Source organism: Denitrificimonas halotolerans (genome assembly GCF_034259425.1).
GTDB classification, from domain to species: domain Bacteria; phylum Pseudomonadota; class Gammaproteobacteria; order Pseudomonadales; family Pseudomonadaceae; genus Denitrificimonas; species Denitrificimonas halotolerans.
Window position 1 is genome coordinate 1 of sequence record NZ_JAXIVU010000026.1, and the last position, 17,722, is coordinate 17,722.

Sequence of the window (17,722 nt, forward strand, 5' to 3'; positions counted from 1 at the left end):
AACTTCAGCCTGTCAAGTTTAATTTTTAAGATTTTTCCTTAAGAATCAAACTCTTACGCTAAGCAGTTATTACTGTGTTTGCCTAACGAGGTGCGCATTCTACAGGTTTTTAAAAAGCTGTAAAGCCTTTTTTTAAAAAAAGACTAACACATCAATTTTTTCTACTTTACCCCACCTCTTCGCATACGTAACACATACTGCACTGGACCAGACAAGGCGTAAACAAGAAAGACCATTAATAAAATCCGCGGCGGATCACTCAAGACTACAGCGAAAGCCAACACAACAACCAAAATCACTACAAAAGGCACCCGCCCTTTAAGGTCGAGATCTTTAAAACTGTAGTACTTGATATTGCTCACCATCAGCAGCCCTGACAATGCGACCAAAACTGCAAAAAGCATAGTGACCGCAAAAGGGAGCTCCACTCCAGCAATACCCACATCACTGACGGCCCAAACAGCCCAAACCATACCTGCCACAACCCCAGCAGCCGCTGGACTTGCTAATCCAATAAACCAACGCTTATCTACCACATCAATTTGTGTATTAAATCGCGCCAATCGCAAAGCTGCGCACGCCACATAAATAAAGGATATGGTCAGACCAACATTACCCATTTCTATAAGCGCCCACTGATACGCTAAAATAGCTGGTGCTAAACCAAACGCCACCATATCTGACAATGAGTCATACTCAGCACCAAAGGCACTTTGTGTATTCGTCATACGCGCAACTCGCCCATCAAGACCATCAAGCACCATCGCGATAAAAACAATTGCAGCAGCAATATTAAAACTACCACTGACCGCGCACATAATCGAATAAAAACCAGCAAACAAATTGGCTGTAGTGAATAAATTGGGCAGCAAATAAACACCCTTATGTCGCACCTTACGGCCTTCGCTATCATGGCCTTCCTCGACATGCTCATCTATAGGTAACAAGCTCTCAATAGAAGACGTCTTATCGTTCTCTTCAGGACGCTGATTCATAAACTTCCTTAAACTTCTCTGCTGAATAAGCCAATCTATCTGGCAACCTGAGTATTTTATACTAAACACATGCCTAAAACGAAAAACGCGGCCTAAGCCGCGTTTTTCAATTGTAAGAAAAAATCAATTCTTGGTTTTATCTACAATTTTATTTTCAGCAATCCACGGCATCATAGCACGCAGTTTTTCACCAACAACTTCAATACCGTGTGCAGCATTGTTGCGACGATATGCGGTCATTGAAGGGTAGTTTGTTGCGCCTTCAGTAATAAACATCTTCGCATACTCACCATTCTGAATACGCTTCAGCGCATTACGCATTGCGGCACGTGACTCTTCGTTAATTACTTCTGGACCTGTCACATACTCACCGTACTCTGCGTTGTTAGAGATGGAGTAGTTCATGTTCGCGATACCGCCTTCGAACATTAAGTCAACAATCAACTTCAACTCGTGCAAGCACTCAAAGTAGGCCATTTCTGGAGCGTAACCAGCTTCAACCAATACTTCAAAACCAGCTTTAACCAGCTCAACGGTACCACCACAAAGAACCGCCTGCTCACCGAATAAGTCAGTCTCAGTTTCATCCTTAAAAGTTGTTTCAATAATACCTGTACGACCACCACCTACGCCGCTTGCATAGGACAGCGCAACGTTCTTCGCATTACCAGAAGCGTCTTGATAAACAGCGATCAAATCAGGAATACCACCACCCTTAACAAATTCAGAACGTACAGTGTGGCCTGGCGCTTTTGGTGCAATCATGATCACATCAAGGTCTGCACGCGGTGTCACTTGGTTGTAATGCACAGAGAAACCATGCGCAAAAGCCAAGGTTGCACCCTTCTTAAGGTTTGGCTCTAGCTCTTCTTTATATAATTGTCCCTGGAATTCATCCGGAGTTAAAACCATTACTACGTCAGCTGCTTTAACTGCTGTAGCAACATCAGCAACTTTAAGGCCGTGCGCTTCAGCTTTAGCAATAGAAGAAGAACCAGCACGCAAACCAACAGTTACATCAACACCAGAATCTTGCAGGTTGCATGCATGCGCATGACCCTGTGAACCATAACCAATAATGGCAACCTTCATACCCTTAATGATCGATAGGTCACAATCTTTATCGTAGTAAACTTTCATAAAACACTCCGTAATGCTGGAAGGTCTTTACCCTCCATACTATTAATTTAAAGGCTTAAAACTTTATCGCCACGCGCAATTCCAGTTACACCGCTACGCACCACTTCCAAAATAGAAGCTGGACCTACAGCCTGGATAAAACTATCCAACTTATCGGTTGTACCAGTTAACTGTACGGTGTACAAACTCGGCGAAACATCAACAATCTGACCCCTGAAAATATCAGCGGTTCGCTTGATTTCTGCACGCTGAGCACCGCTGGCTTTAATTTTAACCAACATTAACTCGCGCTCAATATGTGCACTTTCTGAAAGATCGACTAATTTAACAACCTCTATCAGCTTATTCAGATTTTTAGTGATTTGCTCAATCACCTCTTCCCGACCAACCGTGGTCAAGGTTAAACGCGATAAGGTTGGGTCTTCTGTCGCAGCAACCGTCAAGCTTTCAATATTATAGTTACGCTGCGAGAATAAGCCCACCACTCGTGACAAAGCCCCCGGCTCATTCTCCATTAGTAATGAAATGATATGTCTCATGATTATGTACGCTCCGTCTTGCTGAGCCACATATCACGCATCGCACCATCACGTATTTGCATTGGATACACGTGCTCACTGGTATCTACTTGAATATCTAAGAATACGAGGCGATCTTTCATCGCAAACGCTTCTTCCATTTTTGGTTTTAAATCTTTCAAGTCAGTAATACGGATACCAACATGCCCATAAGACTCAACCAGCTTCACAAAGTCAGGCAATGACTCCATGTAGGAATGTGAATAGCGGCTGTTATAAACCATATCTTGCCACTGACGCACCATGCCTAACGCGCCATTATTCAAATTAATAATTTTCACTGGCAAGTCATACTGCAAACAGGTTGACAGCTCTTGAATATTCATCTGAATACTGCCCTCCCCCGTCACACACGCAACATCATCGTCTGGGAAGCTCAACTTAACCCCCATAGCAGCAGGGAAACCAAAACCCATCGTTCCTAAGCCACCAGAGTTAATCCAACGATTAGGCTTATTGAAACGGTAGTATTGCGCTGCAAACATTTGGTGCTGACCAACATCTGAAGTAACAAATGCATCTCCATTAGTCACTTCACACAAAGTTTCAATAACTGTTTGCGGCTTAATAATAGATCCGTCACCACTATCGTATGGGAATAGCTTGCCATTACCACGCCATTCGTCAATTTGCTTCCACCAACTCGCTACAACATCAGCATCCGGCTTACGTCCAATATCTTTTAATGCCGCAAGCATATCGGTTAATACGCTATCAACCGGGCCCACAATTGGAATATCAGCTTTAATAGTTTTCGAAATTGACGCAGGATCAATATCAATATGAATGATCTTTGCATTCGGACAGAACTTTGCTGCGCCGTTGATCACACGATCATCAAAACGCGCACCTACAGCCAACAATACATCACAATGGTGCATGGCTAAGTTCGCGGTATAACTACCGTGCATACCTAGCATGCCTAAAAACTGACGATCGTTACCAGGATATCCACCCAACCCCATTAAAGTATTGGTTACAGGAATATCTAACAATTGAGCAATTTCTGTGAGCTGTTTTGCAGCACCACCTAAAATCACACCACCACCGGAGTACATCATTGGACGCTTGGCAGCCAATAACATCTCTGCAGCTTTACGAATCTGCCCCGAATGTCCGCGCGTCGCAGGTGCGTAAGAGCGCAGCTTAGCTTTTTTAGGATAGCTGTACTCAAACTTTTCAATCGGGTTGGTCATATCCTTAGGGATATCAACGACGACAGGTCCTGGACGACCTGACTCTGCCAGATAGAAAGCTTTTTTCATCACTTCAGGGATTTCTGAAGGATGCTTAATAATAAAGCTGTGCTTAACGATAGGACGCGAGATTCCGATCATATCAGTTTCTTGGAAAGCATCGGTTCCGACCATACGGCTTTCAACCTGCCCCGAGATCACCACCATGGGGATCGAATCCATAAATGCTGTAGCGATGCCAGTGATCGCATTAGTTGCGCCAGGGCCTGAAGTTACAAAGACAACACCCGCTTTTCCAGTTGCTCGAGCATAGCCATCAGCCATGTGAGTAGCAGCCTGCTCATGACGCACAAGAATGTGTGTCAAAGATTTTTCTTTAAATAATGCATCATAAATATGCAATATGGCCCCACCTGGGTAGCCATAAATATACTTAACGCCTTGGTCACGCAGTGAGCGCACAACCATTTCTGCGCCGGATAAAAGTTCCACAGTAACACCTCTAAAACGCCAGAATTCCACCCTTCATCAAGGGTAATCTGATTGTAGGTTGCTGTTATTCGCAGCATGGGTGACGGTGATTGCCGACTACCCTACTACCTGAATTAAGCAGCATAGAGAAACCCGAATGTCTAAAGATTCCTCACCCAGCGCGAGGTAACGCGATACGGGTATAGCGGGCGGCACGGGTACGCACCTCATGAACTCATAAAGCTATAAGCACCTTTTTGAGGCCAGTCTTACAGCAAACTCTGAATTGTTCGGATTCAGTAGCCTCAAGTCAAGTGATTATAAGAAATCTCTCTCTTTTCTTAGGCTATTGTCTACATATGATAGGTAGTAACAGGGTAAATACGCAACCTCTTACTACCTATATTTATGTTATCTGCTAAAGACCTTGTTTGGGTCACACCATACCGTGCATTTTAGAATTTGACGATCCAAGCTGACTCAATTACTCATTCTTCAATACAGCTTACACCCACAAAATCATCCAACAAGATCGCAGTTGATTTAACGTGCCACGTCTCCCCACTCTTAATGCAATACATGTGAAGCGACAACGGTAGTATCAATATGTTTTAAACAGCGTAACAAGTTCGCTACCACAGCTAACTGCTCGCGATAGACTACCTCAGCCATTTCATAAATAGCACACTGACTCGGCAATGCATCTTCAGACATGGCTAAACTATGCATACGAGGTATAAGAACCCACTGCAGCCACTGCGAAAACTCCAACGTATCCACACAGAATGGCTGTTGGCTTTGTAAAGCCAACTTACTCGGAGCCTGCGCTTCCCACCACCCCAATGCTTGTAACTCTGCTTCCAACTCAGAAAGCAGCTCTAATACGCGAACTTTACTCTGCCTAGCCATTATAAATGAACCCTTGCTCGTCGCTGTGCCTCTTGCGCACCGGTATGATTACCCTGCTGTGCCCTTGCTTTTGCAATTAACTCCCACAAACCAGCCTGCAGCGTTGGACGTCCATCACTATAACGCAAGCCCTGCTGAGCTAATTGCTCCGCCTGAGCTGCATCACCTTGTTCTAATCGTACTTCAGCAAGGCGGTAAAAAACCTGCGGCTCACGCGGAGCTATGCGTTGCGCTCGCTCAAGACTTGAAGCGGCACTATTGAGGTCACCGCCACCCTGCTGCTGCTTTGCAGTGGTCAACAGCGCTAATACAGGCCCAGCCAACTGCTCATCAGCCGCAAGACTCGTTTGCCCTCCAATGGGGGTACGTGACATATCAGCACCGGTATTTGAAATCGGATTCGTCGCGTCCTCATAAGTGGGAACAGCATTCTCTGGACTGCTCACCGTAATCCCACCTATAGGCGCATGAGGCACTGCATAAGTACGTACAGTTTCAACCTCATTTTGAGTCACTATTTCAGCCTCAATTCGCTCTGACTGCGGAAACTGAGCCTGACGTGCTTGGCTATCGCGCATCACCCCAGGGGTCAGCGGACCACCTCGTTCCACAATGGGTATTGACCGCTGCTGAGTACCTGTCGCACACCCCGTTAACAAAACTGCTAGCACTACTAATACTGTTGCTTGTTTCTTCACATTGAATCCTCGTTAAAATTAATTTAGCCAACTGCGAATCCAACTTTTGACCGATTCAACAGGTGCAGGCAGCTGCTTATTTGGATCAAAGCTCTCAGGCTCGTCACAAGACTCCCCTGGCAACGGCTCGCTACCACGAATATAAGGCATTTGAACTGCACCTGGACAGCCCTGCGCACTACCCTCCCCCGAATAAGCATTGACCCAAGCCATCACGACATTACTGGGTGGCGTTCTATTTAAAGAGCTGGGTTGCGCTTGCTGCATAAAGTTTGCCCATAGCCGCAAAGCCCCACTAGCACCAGTCAATGAAGTTTGCCCATTATCATCACGCCCCATCCAAACTACAGCCAACAGATCTTGACCGAAACCTGCAAACCAACTATCACGCAAATCATTACTGGTACCTGTTTTACCTGCAACAACCATAGACGAAGGCAAACGATTATATGCAGAACGTCCTGTTCCTTCGGTCATTGCTCGTCGCATCGCTTCTTGAGTTAAATAAATTGCACCACCATCAAAACGCTGCTCAACACTGTATTGATAACGCCCTAGCGGCTCGCCATCTGCAGTTAAAACATCTCTAATTGCTCGAAGCGGTGTATTAAACCCGCCGTTAGCAATGGTTTGATACATTCCCGTCACGGTGATAGGGCTTAAGCTACCCGCGCCTAACAACATAGATGGATAAGCAGGCCAATCATGCTCCGCACCCAATTTACGTACGGTTTGCAGAACTCGCGGCACTCCTAGCTCCATTCCAAGCTTCGCTGTCGACAAGTTATAAGACTGTGCTAAGCCTTGATACAAAAATACTGTGCCATGCTCTTTACGATCGTAGTTTTGCGGCCGCCAAACCTGACCGCTACGACTTTTCACCGCAAATGATGCATCTTGAATATAGTGGGTCAGCGAGTATTGCTGGGGTTGCTCTAACGCCGTTAAGTAAATTGCAGGCTTAATCAGCGAGCCTATGGGGCGTACTGCATCGAGCGCACGATTAAAGCCGGCATATCTCGGTGAGCGACTTCCCAATAAAGCCAATACCTCACCCGTCTCAGGGTTGCTCACTACCATTGCTGACTCGACTTCATTAATTCCTCGACGGCCTGCAAGCTCCTTATAGGTTTTAGTCTGCGCCGCCTCAGCTTTGCGCTGCAAAATCGGATCAAAACTGGTGAAAATACGCAACCCCTCTTCGGTCAAGTCTTCCTCACGATAATCCTCACGTAACTGGCGCTTAACCAAGTCAACAAAACCCGGGTAAGTCGTATTGGCTAACGTGCCTTGTTTAGTGATACCTAAAGAACGCTGTTTAGCCGTTTCTGCCTGCTCAGCATCAACCACACCTTGCTCTACAAGCAAATCAATCACCAAATTACGACGCTGCAGAGCCCGCTCTGGGTGGCGGCGCGGATTATAATAGGACGGCCCCTTAACCATTCCGACCAACAAAGCCACCTGATGCAATTGCAGTTCAGCCAATGGCTGACTAAAAAAGTACTGACTGGCCAAACCAAAACCATGAATTGCACGTTGGCCATCTTGACCTAAAAATACTTCATTTAAATAGGCTTCTAAAATTTCTTCCTTGCTGTAATGCAGCTCTACTAGAATCGCCATGAGTGCTTCTGTTGCTTTACGTGTCAGCGTACGCTCGTTCGTTAAAAAGAAATTCTTCACTAGCTGCTGAGTTAATGTACTTCCCCCTTGGCGTACAGAACCCGATGTAGTATTCACCCAAATCGCTCGTGCGATAGATTTAGGAGATACACCATGGTGCTTATAAAACTCGCGATCCTCAACGGCCAACAGAGTTTTCGGCAACAATTCCGGCACTTGATCTAGGCGAATTAAAATACGGTCTTCTTGATGAGCCGGATACAACCCCCCTACCAACAGAGGTTCAAGTCGTGCCACAGCTAAGGGTTGACCATTGGCATGAGCTAGACTAGCAATACTGTTACCTGAAAAACGGACCTGCATAGCTCGAGCGGGCTCCGGCCCTTCATAAAACTGGAAGCCACGAGTATGCAAAACAACCGTATTACCATTGACCGAAATACCTCCTGGTCGATTAGCTGCTCGTTCTGTACGATAACCTAAAGCGTTGAGCTCCACTAAAAAGTCATCTTTACTCAGTTTCTGGCCTGCAAACAGCTCCAATGGTCGTGCATAAACTTTAGCGGGAACTGTCCAACGCTTACCCGAAAACTTCTCTTGCACAATAGCATCAAGGTAAATAAGTACGCCGCCAAGCAGAACCAGCGCGATCATAAAAAGCTTAATAAATAAGCCCCACCAACGGCTAGAAGCTTTTGCATGATGCTGCTTTGCTGACTTTTTAGTTGGCTTAGCGTTTCGTTTCTTACTCATGCGACTCATTACACCTGTTTTATTTCAGTTAAAAATGCATGTTGATATAGTTTGCAGAGCGGCTAACAGTTGCCATAATGCAGCCACTATTTTATTACTCTCAAGGATTATCTGTGACTCAAGCCCTGATTGACGCCTTACAAAACCCTGCGATCTTTCCGCATCCTGTCGAAGAGTTCCAGGTTATCGAAACACATATCTCATGGGTTATCTTAACTGGCTCCTATGCCTACAAAATCAAAAAGTCCGTTAACTTTGGATTTTTAGATTTTACCGATGTTGAGGCCCGTAAACACTTTTGCAGCGAAGAGGTGCGCCTTAACAAGCGTTTAACAGACGGTTTATATCTCGAAGTCGTTGCTATTACTGGCTCCATTGATGCCCCTCAACTCAACGGTGACGGACCAGCGATCGAATACGCAGTAAAAATGCGCCAATTTCCACAAACCCAGCTTTTAGGCGATATGCAAAAACGTGGCGAGCTTTGTGAAACGCACATTGACGCACTAGCCAAACAAATCGCTCGTTTTCACGATGAGGCCCCACAAGTTCCAGCAGAACACCCTCTAGGTGATCCGCATGCAATTATGGCACCTATTCGTCAAAACTTTGAGCAAATCCGTCCACTTCTTAACGAGCCCGCAGACCTACAGCAGTTGGACGCGCTAGAAGCTTGGGCTGAAGACAGCTTTACTCGCTTACTTCCTTTATTAGAACAGCGTCGCCACAATGGTTCCATTCGTGAGTGTCATGGTGATATTCACCTAGGTAATGCAACCATGTTAGACGGCGAAGTTATGTTGTTTGACTGCATTGAGTTTAACGAACCTTTCCGTTTAATTGATGTGGCATCAGATGCTGCCTTCTTGGCTATGGACCTAGAAGACCGCGGTTTAAAACCTTTGTCTCGCCGCTTTGTCAGTACGTGGCTAGAGCTGACAGGGGACTACCAAGCTATGCCGCTGATCAATTTTTACAAAGCCTACCGTGCAATGGTTCGTGGCAAAGTTAACTTATTTCGTCTAGACCAAGAAGATGACCCTGTACAACGCGCTGTAATTGTTCGTCAATATCGTAGCTACGCCAACCTCGCGGAAAGCTACAGTGCCATTCCCTCACGACTACTCGCTATTACTCATGGCATTTCCGCCGTAGGCAAAAGCACCGTAGCAATGCGTTTAGTAGAAGCTTTAGGCGCTTTACGCTTTCGTTCTGATTTTGAGCGTAAGCGTTTATTTGGTGAGCAAGATGCCAGTGCTCAAAATATCTTAGGCGGAGGGATCTATAACCCAAATGCTAGTGCAGCAACCTATCAACGCCTTCATGATCTTGCCGAAACCGCACTTCTTGCAGGATTTCCAGTAGTAATTGATGCCACTTATCTGAAAGAAGAACAACGCCAAGATGCATGGAAAATTGCAGAGAAAACAGGTGCACCTTTCTTGATTCTTGATTGCCAAGCGCCAGATGAAGTGATTTCAATCTGGCTCAAGCAACGCCAAGCAGAAGGCCTAGACCCCTCAGATGCTACAGAGGAAGTCATTTTGGCACAGCGTCAACATTTAGAACCTCTCACTCCTACTGAAGTTACGCAAAGCTACAGAGTTGACACTCACGATGCGGCTACCTTAGATAATTTAATTAAACAAATCCGCAGCCGTTTACCTGGTCTCTAATCTAAACCCTTGGCTGCCTCTACTAGGATGCAGCCAAGCCCATATTAAAGTGCCAGCCAGTCTGCTCTAATCTGTTGCTTATTCAACGCTAACCACTGCAAGGCAATGATACTTGCGGCATTATCAATACGCCCATTTTGTACTGCAGCAAGTGCATCTTCTAACGGCCAGACGTGTACACGAATATCCTCCCCTTCCTCCGGCACACCAAACACTCCACCTACACCCTCAGTTGAGCAACGCCCCACATATAGATAGACACGCTCGTCTGATCCACCAGGTGATGGGTAATAACTCGTAACAGGAATCAACTCGTGCAGCTCTAAATTAGCTTCTTCAATGGCTTCTCGGCGTGCAACATCTTCCAGCATCTCATCGGTATCAATTAAACCAGCAACAATTTCTAACAACCAAGGCTCCGCGCTTTTATCTAGCGCACCGATACGAAACTGCTCAACAAGCACCACTGAGTCGGTCTGAGGGTCATATGGCAAAACACAAACTGCATCAGGTCGGACAAACAATTCACGGCAAATACGCGGCCCCATCTGCCCAGAAAATAAGCGATGTTTTAATTCCACACGATCCAACTGGTAAAATCCTTGAAAACAACGCTCTCGTCGTTCAATTTCAACATCATCAGCACCGTTCATTGCGCGCTTTAACATACATACCTCTCATAAAAAAGGTGGCCATTATGGCCACCTTAATAACCTTCTAAGTGTTTAAACCTGCTTATAAATAATAGACCCTTCTTCACGAAAACGTGAGGCCTGCTCTTTAAAGCCTGCTTCAATAGCCCGTTGCTCATCTGTTAAACCATTATCCTTCGCGTACTGACGTACCTCCTGGGTAATTTTCATAGAACAGAATTTCGGGCCACACATAGAGCAAAAATGCGCTACTTTAGCCGATTCTTTAGGCAAGGTTTCATCATGGAATGCACGCGCTGTATCGGGATCTAAACCTAAATTGAATTGATCCTCCCAACGAAATTCAAAACGCGCCTTGCTTAAAGCATCATCACGCAACTGAGCCCCTGGATGCCCCTTTGCTAAATCAGCAGCATGAGCAGCTATTTTATAAGTGATAATTCCTGTTTTCACGTCATCCTTATTCGGCAAACCTAAGTGCTCTTTAGGTGTGACATAGCACAACATCGCACAGCCATACCAAGCAATCATCGCCGCACCAATACCTGAAGTAATATGATCATAGCCTGGTGCAATATCAGTGGTTAGTGGTCCTAAAGTGTAAAAAGGGGCCTCATCACAACACTCCAGTTGCTTGTCCATATTTTCCTTAATTAAGTGCATAGGCACATGCCCTGGACCCTCAATAAAACACTGCACATCATGTTTCCAAGCAATTTTCGTCAACTCCCCCAATGTCTCCAACTCAGCAAATTGCGCTGCATCATTGGCATCAGCTACTGACCCTGGACGCAAACCATCACCTAAAGAAAAGCTCACATCATAAGCTTTCATGATCTCGCAGATCTCTTCAAAGTGCGTATAAAGAAAGTTCTCTTTATGATGCGCTAAACACCACTTGGCCATAATAGAACCACCTCGGGAGACAATTCCTGTAACACGTTTAGCGGTCAGTGGCACATAGCGCAACAATACTCCGGCATGAATCGTAAAATAATCCACACCCTGCTCTGCTTGCTCAATTAAGGTGTCTCGGAAAATTTCCCAGGTTAAATTTTCCGCAATCCCATCAACTTTTTCTAAGGCCTGATAAATTGGTACAGTGCCAACTGGAACCGGCGAGTTACGAATAATCCACTCACGAGTTTCATGTATGTTTTTACCTGTGGACAAATCCATGATGGTATCTGATCCCCATCGAATCCCCCAGGTGAGCTTGGCAACCTCTTCTTCAATGGACGATCCCAAAGCGCTATTGCCAATATTACCGTTGATTTTCACTAAAAAATTACGCCCAAGAATCATGGGTTCTAACTCAGGATGATTGATGTTGGCTGGAATAATGGCACGACCACGAGCAATTTCTGACCGAACAAACTCCGGCGTAATAACATTAGGAATACTCGCCCCAAAGCTTTGCCCAGGATGCTGATTATCAAGCAATCCCGCTTCACGTGCCTTTTCAAGCTTCATATTCTCTCGAATTGCTACAAACTCCATTTCCGGGGTAATGATGCCCTGACGCGCATAGTGCATTTGCGTAACATTTTTACCTGCTTTAGCACGTCGAGGATTCCGAATCTCAGCAAAACGCATTTTAGTTAATTCAGGATCATTTAAACGCTCTTGACCATACTCAGAACTGAGTCCAGACAGCAGCTCAGTGTCATTGCGCTCTTCAATCCATGCACTGCGTACTGCAGGCAAACCTTTACGTACATCAATACTAATACTGGGGTCGGTGTAAGGTCCTGAGGTGTCATACACTAATACTGGCGCATGCTGTTCAAGGCCCTCATCGGTATGGGTCGGAGTTAAGCTGATTTCACGCATCGGCACCCGAATATCAGGGCGTGACCCTTGCACATAAACTTTACGCGAATTGGGAAAAGGTTGGATCGACTGCTGATCTACTTGGGCTGTATTACTGAGGTACTCTGAAGCGGTGTGCGTCATGCGTTTGGTTCTCCAAAAAACACAATAAAAGCGTCGGGGGAACCAGCGGACATAGGCAGGCCTACCTTACGGCAAGCTTATCTTGTTTCCTACGCGAGTATTAACTCGATCAGGTTCAACGGGACCCGGATTAACCGATCTCAGCTCTCTGCAGAGCACCCCGACAAGAATCAATAGGCAGTCTACTCAGCACTTCATCTAAACTGCAAGTAAACTAAAGTCAGTGTTACTCTATAAGCATATATTATTTTCTTTCATAACGACCTGCTTGACCCGCTCAATAACTGGCCGTAGCCTTAAAATTATTTATATTTATGCAATCTAGGATATTAACGATGCGTCTTCTGTCGCTTACTTTTGTTATAGCTACAGTTTTGGGTTCAACCTCTGCCTATGCAGCAGCAAATACTCAAAACAAAGTGAACCTGCTTGAAGTCTATCAACTGGCTGTTGAAAACAATGCAGACTTGGCGGCAGCACGCGCCGACTACTTAGCGCAAAGCGAACGTGTACCACAGGCGCGTGCTGGCTTACTACCACAATTAGGTGCAGGTGCTAGCAACACCAACAGCCGAAGCAAAGTTGACACATCTATGGGCTCCACGGCCGCTTCACGCAGCGGCCTAGTTTATCAAGCAACTCTCAGCCAACCCTTATTTCGACTAGAGCGCTGGTACCAACTCCAAGCAGCTCAGTCAAGCAACAAACAGTCTGCTCTTGAATTGTCTGCTATTGAACAGCATTTAATTCTGCAAAGTTCAGAAGTGTATTTCTCTGTGCTGCGCGCTCAAGACAACTTAGCCGCAAGTCGCGCGGAAGAGAAAGCTTTTAAACGTCAATATGATTTAGCCAGCGAGCGCTTCGATGTTGGTTTATCTGACAAAACTGATGTACTACAAGCCCAAGCGGCATATGATGCTGCGCGCGCCAACCGCATGGTCGCTGAACGCATGGTCAGTGATGCTTTTCAAGCAGTAAACACCCTGACCAATATGGACTTCGCCGCGCTAGAAGGTGTGAAGCACAGCTTACCTGTACTCCCCCCACAACCTAACGATGCCACGGCTTGGGTTAATACAGCTACCGAGCAGAATCTGCAACTGCAAGCCATTAACTACGCAGTACAAGCAGCACAAGATAGCGTCAAACAACGTAAGTCGGGCCATGCCCCAACGGTTGATGCAATTGCTCAATATAAAAAAGGGGACAATGATCCTCTAGGATTCGTCAACAGCCCAAATGCTAGACTCTATAATGGCAAAGCAGAACAAAGCAGTATTGGCATTCAACTCAACATTCCATTGTACACGGGGGGGATGACTAGCTCCCAAGTGCGTGAAGGCGTTTACCGCTTAGATCAAACTGAGCAAATGCGTGAAAGCTTACGCCGCCAAACAGTACAAAATGCACGTAATTTTCATCGCGCGGTGAATACCGATGTAGAGCAGGTACAAGCACTCAAACAAGCAATTATTTCTAGCCAAAGCGCAGTAGAAGCCACACAAATTGGTTATGAAGTGGGCACACGCAATATTGTTGATGTGTTAGACGCACAACGCTATCTATATGCAGCAGTACGTAATTACAACAATGCGCGCTATGACTACATCTTAAATAATCTTCGTTTACAGCAAACCGCAGGCATTCTCAGCCCTGACAACTTGCAAGCCTTATCTACTTACTTAAATCCTGATTACAATCCAGATACAGATTTCTTGCCGCCTGACTTAGATCAAGCTATTGAAGCGAATTTACGGCGCCGCTAAAGATCAAACTGCCCTGCAGAGAACAGGGCAGCCTTTTAAACCTATAATACTTAAAGACTTAAACGCATCGAAAGATCGATGGCTTTAATATCTTTAGTCAAAGTACCCAACGAAATATAGTCCACACCCGTTTCAGCAATCGCACGGATACTTTGCTCATTGACTCCGCCTGAAGCTTCCAACTTTACCTTGGACGCTGCAAGCTTTACTGCAGTGCGCATATCCTCCAAACTCAGCTCATCTAGCATGATAATATCTGCGCCAGCAGCCAGCGCTTCACGCAACTCGTCAAGATTCTCCACTTCCACCTCAACCGGTTTACCAGGTGCAATACGGTGCGCAGCCTTCACTGTTGCTGCAACACCACCACAGGCAGCAATGTGATTTTCTTTGATTAAAAATGCATCATACAAACCTATACGGTGGTTATGGCAACCACCGCACGTCACCGCGTATTTTTGTGCTAAGCGCAAACCTGGCAAAGTTTTACGGGTGTCTAACAATTTCACCCCAGTCCCTTCGACCATGTCGGCAAAGTACTGGCTACGCGTAGCTACAGCCGATAAGCTCTGTAAAAAGTTTAACGCTGCTCGCTCGCCACTTAATAAGGAGCGCGCTTTCCCTTCGAGCTCAAACAACACATCATTAGCCTCAACACGCTGGCCATCAGACACCAACCAGTTGACCTTAACCTTATTATCTACTTGACGAAACACTTCATTGACCCAAGCGACTCCACTGATCACTGCCGGCTCACGAGTAATCACTCGGGCACTGGCCTGCTGATCAGCAGGAATCAGCTGCGCAGTAATATCACCAGAGCCTATATCTTCTGCCAATGCAATACGCACATTAGCTTTAATCTCTTCAGTCAACTGCTCAAGTAAAAGGTTCGCCATGTTCTACTCCTCGATAAATTACAATGATTATAAAGCCTTAACCTCGTATTCATAGTAAGCCTGTAGGCAATAGCACAACTTGCCCAAATGTTTTTACACAACCACATAGATAAGCTTAGTCACCAACCCTTAGTATGCAGCCTTAGCATACCGCCACCACCGACTGGTGTGCTTCATGAATACCCTAACGATAGGTATGCTCAGTGTCTCTTAAACAACAATTCCAATGTAGAATTGTTGTTTATTTTCTTATCAGGATTCAGCATGCTTCACGTCATCCTCTTTGAACCAGAAATCCCACCCAATACCGGCAATATTATCCGTCTTTGCGCTAATGTCGGTTGCAATCTACATTTAATTGAACCTTTAGGCTTTGTCTTTGATGATAAACGACTACGCCGTGCGGGGATGGACTACCAAGAGTTTGCCAATGTACAACGCTACGCGAACTTGCAAGCGTGCTTAGATGCCCTTAATCAACCGCGCTTATTTGCTTTCACCACAAAAGGCTCACGTAATTATGCAGAAGTTACATACCAAGATGGTGATGCTTTTATTTTCGGCCCAGAAACTCGCGGACTGCCAGATGATGTGCGCAACAGCATAGCACCAGAACAACGATTACGTTTGCCTATGCGTGAAGGCTCACGCAGTCTGAACCTATCTAATACTGTGGCTATTGCTGTCTACGAAGCTTGGCGTCAATTAAACTTCACTCAACAATAAAAAACACCCCGCCAAGCAATATGCCTGAGCGGGGTGTTAATTGGGATAATCGGTTTTACAGAAGTAAACCGCGTATTTCTGCTAGCAATTCACTAAGTCGTCGCGTGAACTGTGCTGCAGCTGCACCATTAATCGCACGGTGATCGTAAGATAAGGACAACGGCAACATTAAGCGTGGATCAAAGCTTTCACCATTCCAAACCGGCTGCATGGTAGCGCGGGATACACCTAAAATAGCCACCTCAGGTGTATTCACAATCGGCGTAAAGCCAGTACCACCAATATGCCCCAAACTAGAAATAGTAAAACAAGCACCTTGCATATCTTCAGCACGTAATTTTTTATTACGCGCCTTGTCAGCCAGTTCCGCAGCTTCTCCGGCCAATTGCAATAGGCTCTTCTGATCAACATCTCGAATTACAGGAACAAGCAAACCGTCGGGTGTATCAACAGCAAAACCTAGATGCACATACTTCTTGCGAATCAATGCTTTGCCACTAGGTGCTAACGAGCTATTAAAGTCTGGCATTTCCTGCAACAGATGTGCACAGGCCTTTAATAAAAATGGCAAAATCGTCAGTTTAACACCGGCCTTTTCAGCAACCCCTTTTTGCCCGACACGGAACGCCTCCAGCTCAGTAATATCTGCCGACTCAAACTGGGTCACATGTGGCACGTTGAGCCAACTACGATGCAAGTTCATAGCACCTACTTGCTGTAAACGCGTCATAGGTACTTCTTCAATTTCACCAAAGCGTGAGAAGTCCACTTCTGGCACAGCCGGAATACCGCTGCCCTGCTCAAGCGTACCGTTGGCTTGCTTATTCAATACTGCTTGGACATAAGCGTGAAGATCTTCTTTCATCACGCGCTTATGCGGCCCAGTACCTGTCACCAAGCCTAAGTCCACTCCGAACTCACGCGCTAATTTACGTACGGCTGGGCCCGCATGGGCAGTGCTGGTTTTTTTACGCTTCTTACCCACTGGCGCTGACTCAGGCGCAACAGATACTGCTGGACTTGGTTTTGCCGGTGCCGGCTCAGGTTTTGTGGACTCTTGTTCTGCAACAACAGAGGCCGCAACAGGCGCGTTTTGTGCAACTTTAACTTTAAAAATTAAGTCTCCAGTGCCCACTTCAGCATCCAAACGCACCAGAACCTCTACCACTTCACCGTTAACTGGCGAAGGAATTTCCATACTGGCTTTGTCTGACTCTAAAGTGATCAATGATTGGTCTTCGCTAATCTCATCACCAACAGCGACCAACACTTCAATAACACGTGCTTTACCTGCTGAGCCAATATCTGGCACATGTATCTCTTCAATCACATTTTCTGCAGCCACTTCAGCCACGCTTGGCAACGGTGCTGCTGGGGCTGCTGTTTTCTGCTCTGCGGGCTCAGGTTCAGCTGGAGTTTCAATGGCTGGCTCAGCATCCTCCACTTCCAACTCAAGCAGGTCATCCCCTTCTTTCAGCCGGTCACCCAACTTAACCGCCAAGCTTTTAATCACTCCTGCTTTAGGCGCAGGAATTTCCATACTGGCTTTGTCTGATTCTAATGTCAGTAGGCTTTGCTCCGCTTCAATGCGGTCGCCTACTTTGACAAAGATTTCAATGACTTCACCTTCACCTGTACCGATGTCGGGTACGCGAATTAATTCACTCATCGTCGCTCTCC

General features: G+C 45.9%; 14 protein-coding genes and 1 riboswitch. Of the genes, 3 read left to right on the forward strand and 11 right to left on the reverse strand.

Translation table 11 applies throughout. From position 1 onward, the window contains the following. Nucleotides 1–161: 161 nt before the first annotated feature. The 7 genes from pssA to mrcB all read right to left on the reverse strand — a co-directional run bounded on the left by pssA (nt 162) and on the right by mrcB (nt 8,366). Nucleotides 162–995, reverse strand: a complete 834-nt coding sequence (gene pssA / locus TOI97_RS12295) for a CDP-diacylglycerol--serine O-phosphatidyltransferase (RefSeq protein ID WP_321554430.1) — start codon at nt 993–995, stop codon at nt 162–164. Nucleotides 996–1,118: 123 nt separating this feature from the next. After that, nucleotides 1,119–2,135: a ketol-acid reductoisomerase gene (ilvC, locus tag TOI97_RS12300; protein ID WP_321554431.1), complete on the reverse strand. Its 1,017-nt coding sequence runs from the start codon at nt 2,133–2,135 to the stop codon at nt 1,119–1,121. Between the two features lie 47 nt (nt 2,136–2,182). Then, nucleotides 2,183–2,674: an acetolactate synthase small subunit gene (gene ilvN, locus TOI97_RS12305; RefSeq protein ID WP_321554432.1), complete on the reverse strand. Its 492-nt coding sequence runs from the start codon at nt 2,672–2,674 to the stop codon at nt 2,183–2,185. A 2-nt stretch (nt 2,675–2,676) separates the two neighbouring features. Then, nucleotides 2,677–4,401, reverse strand: coding sequence for an acetolactate synthase 3 large subunit (locus tag TOI97_RS12310; protein ID WP_321554433.1), 1,725 nt, complete (start codon nt 4,399–4,401; stop codon nt 2,677–2,679). Nucleotides 4,402–4,947: 546 nt separating this feature from the next. Continuing rightward, entirely contained in the window at nt 4,948–5,289 is a 342-nt protein-coding gene (locus tag TOI97_RS12315; protein ID WP_321554434.1) for a YqcC family protein, read from the reverse strand. Then, entirely contained in the window at nt 5,289–5,987 is a 699-nt protein-coding gene (locus tag TOI97_RS12320) for a tetratricopeptide repeat protein (protein ID WP_321554435.1), read from the reverse strand. The genes TOI97_RS12315 and TOI97_RS12320 overlap by 1 nt, the downstream gene beginning before the upstream one ends. Before the next feature lie 18 nt (nt 5,988–6,005). Further along, nucleotides 6,006–8,366, reverse strand: coding sequence for a penicillin-binding protein 1B (mrcB, locus tag TOI97_RS12325; protein WP_321554436.1), 2,361 nt, complete (start codon nt 8,364–8,366; stop codon nt 6,006–6,008). A gap of 113 nt (nt 8,367–8,479) precedes the next feature. Between mrcB and TOI97_RS12330 the strand changes: the two genes are divergently transcribed. Further along, the gene (locus TOI97_RS12330; protein ID WP_321554437.1) at nt 8,480–10,042 is read left to right on the forward strand and encodes a bifunctional aminoglycoside phosphotransferase/ATP-binding protein; all 1,563 of its coding nucleotides are present in this window, start codon (nt 8,480–8,482) and stop codon (nt 10,040–10,042) included. Nucleotides 10,043–10,086: 44 nt separating this feature from the next. Here TOI97_RS12330 and TOI97_RS12335 read toward each other — a convergent pair whose 3' ends face one another. Beyond that, nucleotides 10,087–10,710, reverse strand: coding sequence for an NUDIX domain-containing protein (locus TOI97_RS12335; protein WP_321554438.1), 624 nt, complete (start codon nt 10,708–10,710; stop codon nt 10,087–10,089). A 57-nt stretch (nt 10,711–10,767) separates the two neighbouring features. Continuing rightward, nucleotides 10,768–12,651: a phosphomethylpyrimidine synthase ThiC gene (gene thiC / locus TOI97_RS12340; RefSeq protein ID WP_321554439.1), complete on the reverse strand. Its 1,884-nt coding sequence runs from the start codon at nt 12,649–12,651 to the stop codon at nt 10,768–10,770. A 69-nt stretch (nt 12,652–12,720) separates the two neighbouring features. Continuing rightward, nucleotides 12,721–12,824, reverse strand: a riboswitch (TPP riboswitch). A 162-nt stretch (nt 12,825–12,986) separates the two neighbouring features. On the opposite strand from thiC, the gene TOI97_RS12345 reads away from it, so the two are divergent. Beyond that, nucleotides 12,987–14,417, forward strand: a complete 1,431-nt coding sequence (locus tag TOI97_RS12345) for a TolC family outer membrane protein (RefSeq protein ID WP_321554440.1) — start codon at nt 12,987–12,989, stop codon at nt 14,415–14,417. Between the two features lie 50 nt (nt 14,418–14,467). Here TOI97_RS12345 and nadC read toward each other — a convergent pair whose 3' ends face one another. After that, the gene (gene nadC, locus TOI97_RS12350) at nt 14,468–15,316 is read right to left on the reverse strand and encodes a carboxylating nicotinate-nucleotide diphosphorylase (protein WP_321554441.1); all 849 of its coding nucleotides are present in this window, start codon (nt 15,314–15,316) and stop codon (nt 14,468–14,470) included. Nucleotides 15,317–15,580: 264 nt separating this feature from the next. Here nadC and trmL point away from each other — a divergent pair, with 264 nt between their 5' ends. After that, entirely contained in the window at nt 15,581–16,042 is a 462-nt protein-coding gene (gene trmL / locus TOI97_RS12355) for a tRNA (uridine(34)/cytosine(34)/5-carboxymethylaminomethyluridine(34)-2'-O)-methyltransferase TrmL (protein WP_321554442.1), read from the forward strand. A gap of 55 nt (nt 16,043–16,097) precedes the next feature. Here the strand turns inward: trmL and aceF are convergent, their stop codons facing one another. Next, complete coding sequence (gene aceF, locus TOI97_RS12360; RefSeq protein WP_321554443.1) at nt 16,098–17,711, reverse strand: dihydrolipoyllysine-residue acetyltransferase; 1,614 nt, start codon at nt 17,709–17,711, stop codon at nt 16,098–16,100. Between the last annotated feature and the right edge of the window lie 11 nt (nt 17,712–17,722).

Excerpts from the sequence above, each read along its gene's own strand:
- ilvC (WP_321554431.1), bottom strand. The coding sequence starts at position 2,135 with ATGAAAGTTTACTACGATAAAGATTGTGACCTATCGATCATTAAGGGT.
- nadC (WP_321554441.1), bottom strand. The coding sequence starts at position 15,316 with ATGGCGAACCTTTTACTTGAGCAGTTGACTGAAGAGATTAAAGCTAAT.
- mrcB (WP_321554436.1), bottom strand. The coding sequence starts at position 8,366 with ATGAGTAAGAAACGAAACGCTAAGCCAACTAAAAAGTCAGCAAAGCAG.
- TOI97_RS12335 (WP_321554438.1), bottom strand. The coding sequence starts at position 10,710 with ATGTTAAAGCGCGCAATGAACGGTGCTGATGATGTTGAAATTGAACGA.
- ilvN (WP_321554432.1), bottom strand. The coding sequence starts at position 2,674 with ATGAGACATATCATTTCATTACTAATGGAGAATGAGCCGGGGGCTTTG.
- TOI97_RS12315 (WP_321554434.1), bottom strand. The coding sequence starts at position 5,289 with ATGGCTAGGCAGAGTAAAGTTCGCGTATTAGAGCTGCTTTCTGAGTTG.
- aceF (WP_321554443.1), bottom strand. The coding sequence starts at position 17,711 with ATGAGTGAATTAATTCGCGTACCCGACATCGGTACAGGTGAAGGTGAA.
- thiC (WP_321554439.1), bottom strand. The coding sequence starts at position 12,651 with ATGACGCACACCGCTTCAGAGTACCTCAGTAATACAGCCCAAGTAGAT.
- TOI97_RS12345 (WP_321554440.1), top strand. The coding sequence starts at position 12,987 with ATGCGTCTTCTGTCGCTTACTTTTGTTATAGCTACAGTTTTGGGTTCA.
- trmL (WP_321554442.1), top strand. The coding sequence starts at position 15,581 with ATGCTTCACGTCATCCTCTTTGAACCAGAAATCCCACCCAATACCGGC.
- pssA (WP_321554430.1), bottom strand. The coding sequence starts at position 995 with ATGAATCAGCGTCCTGAAGAGAACGATAAGACGTCTTCTATTGAGAGC.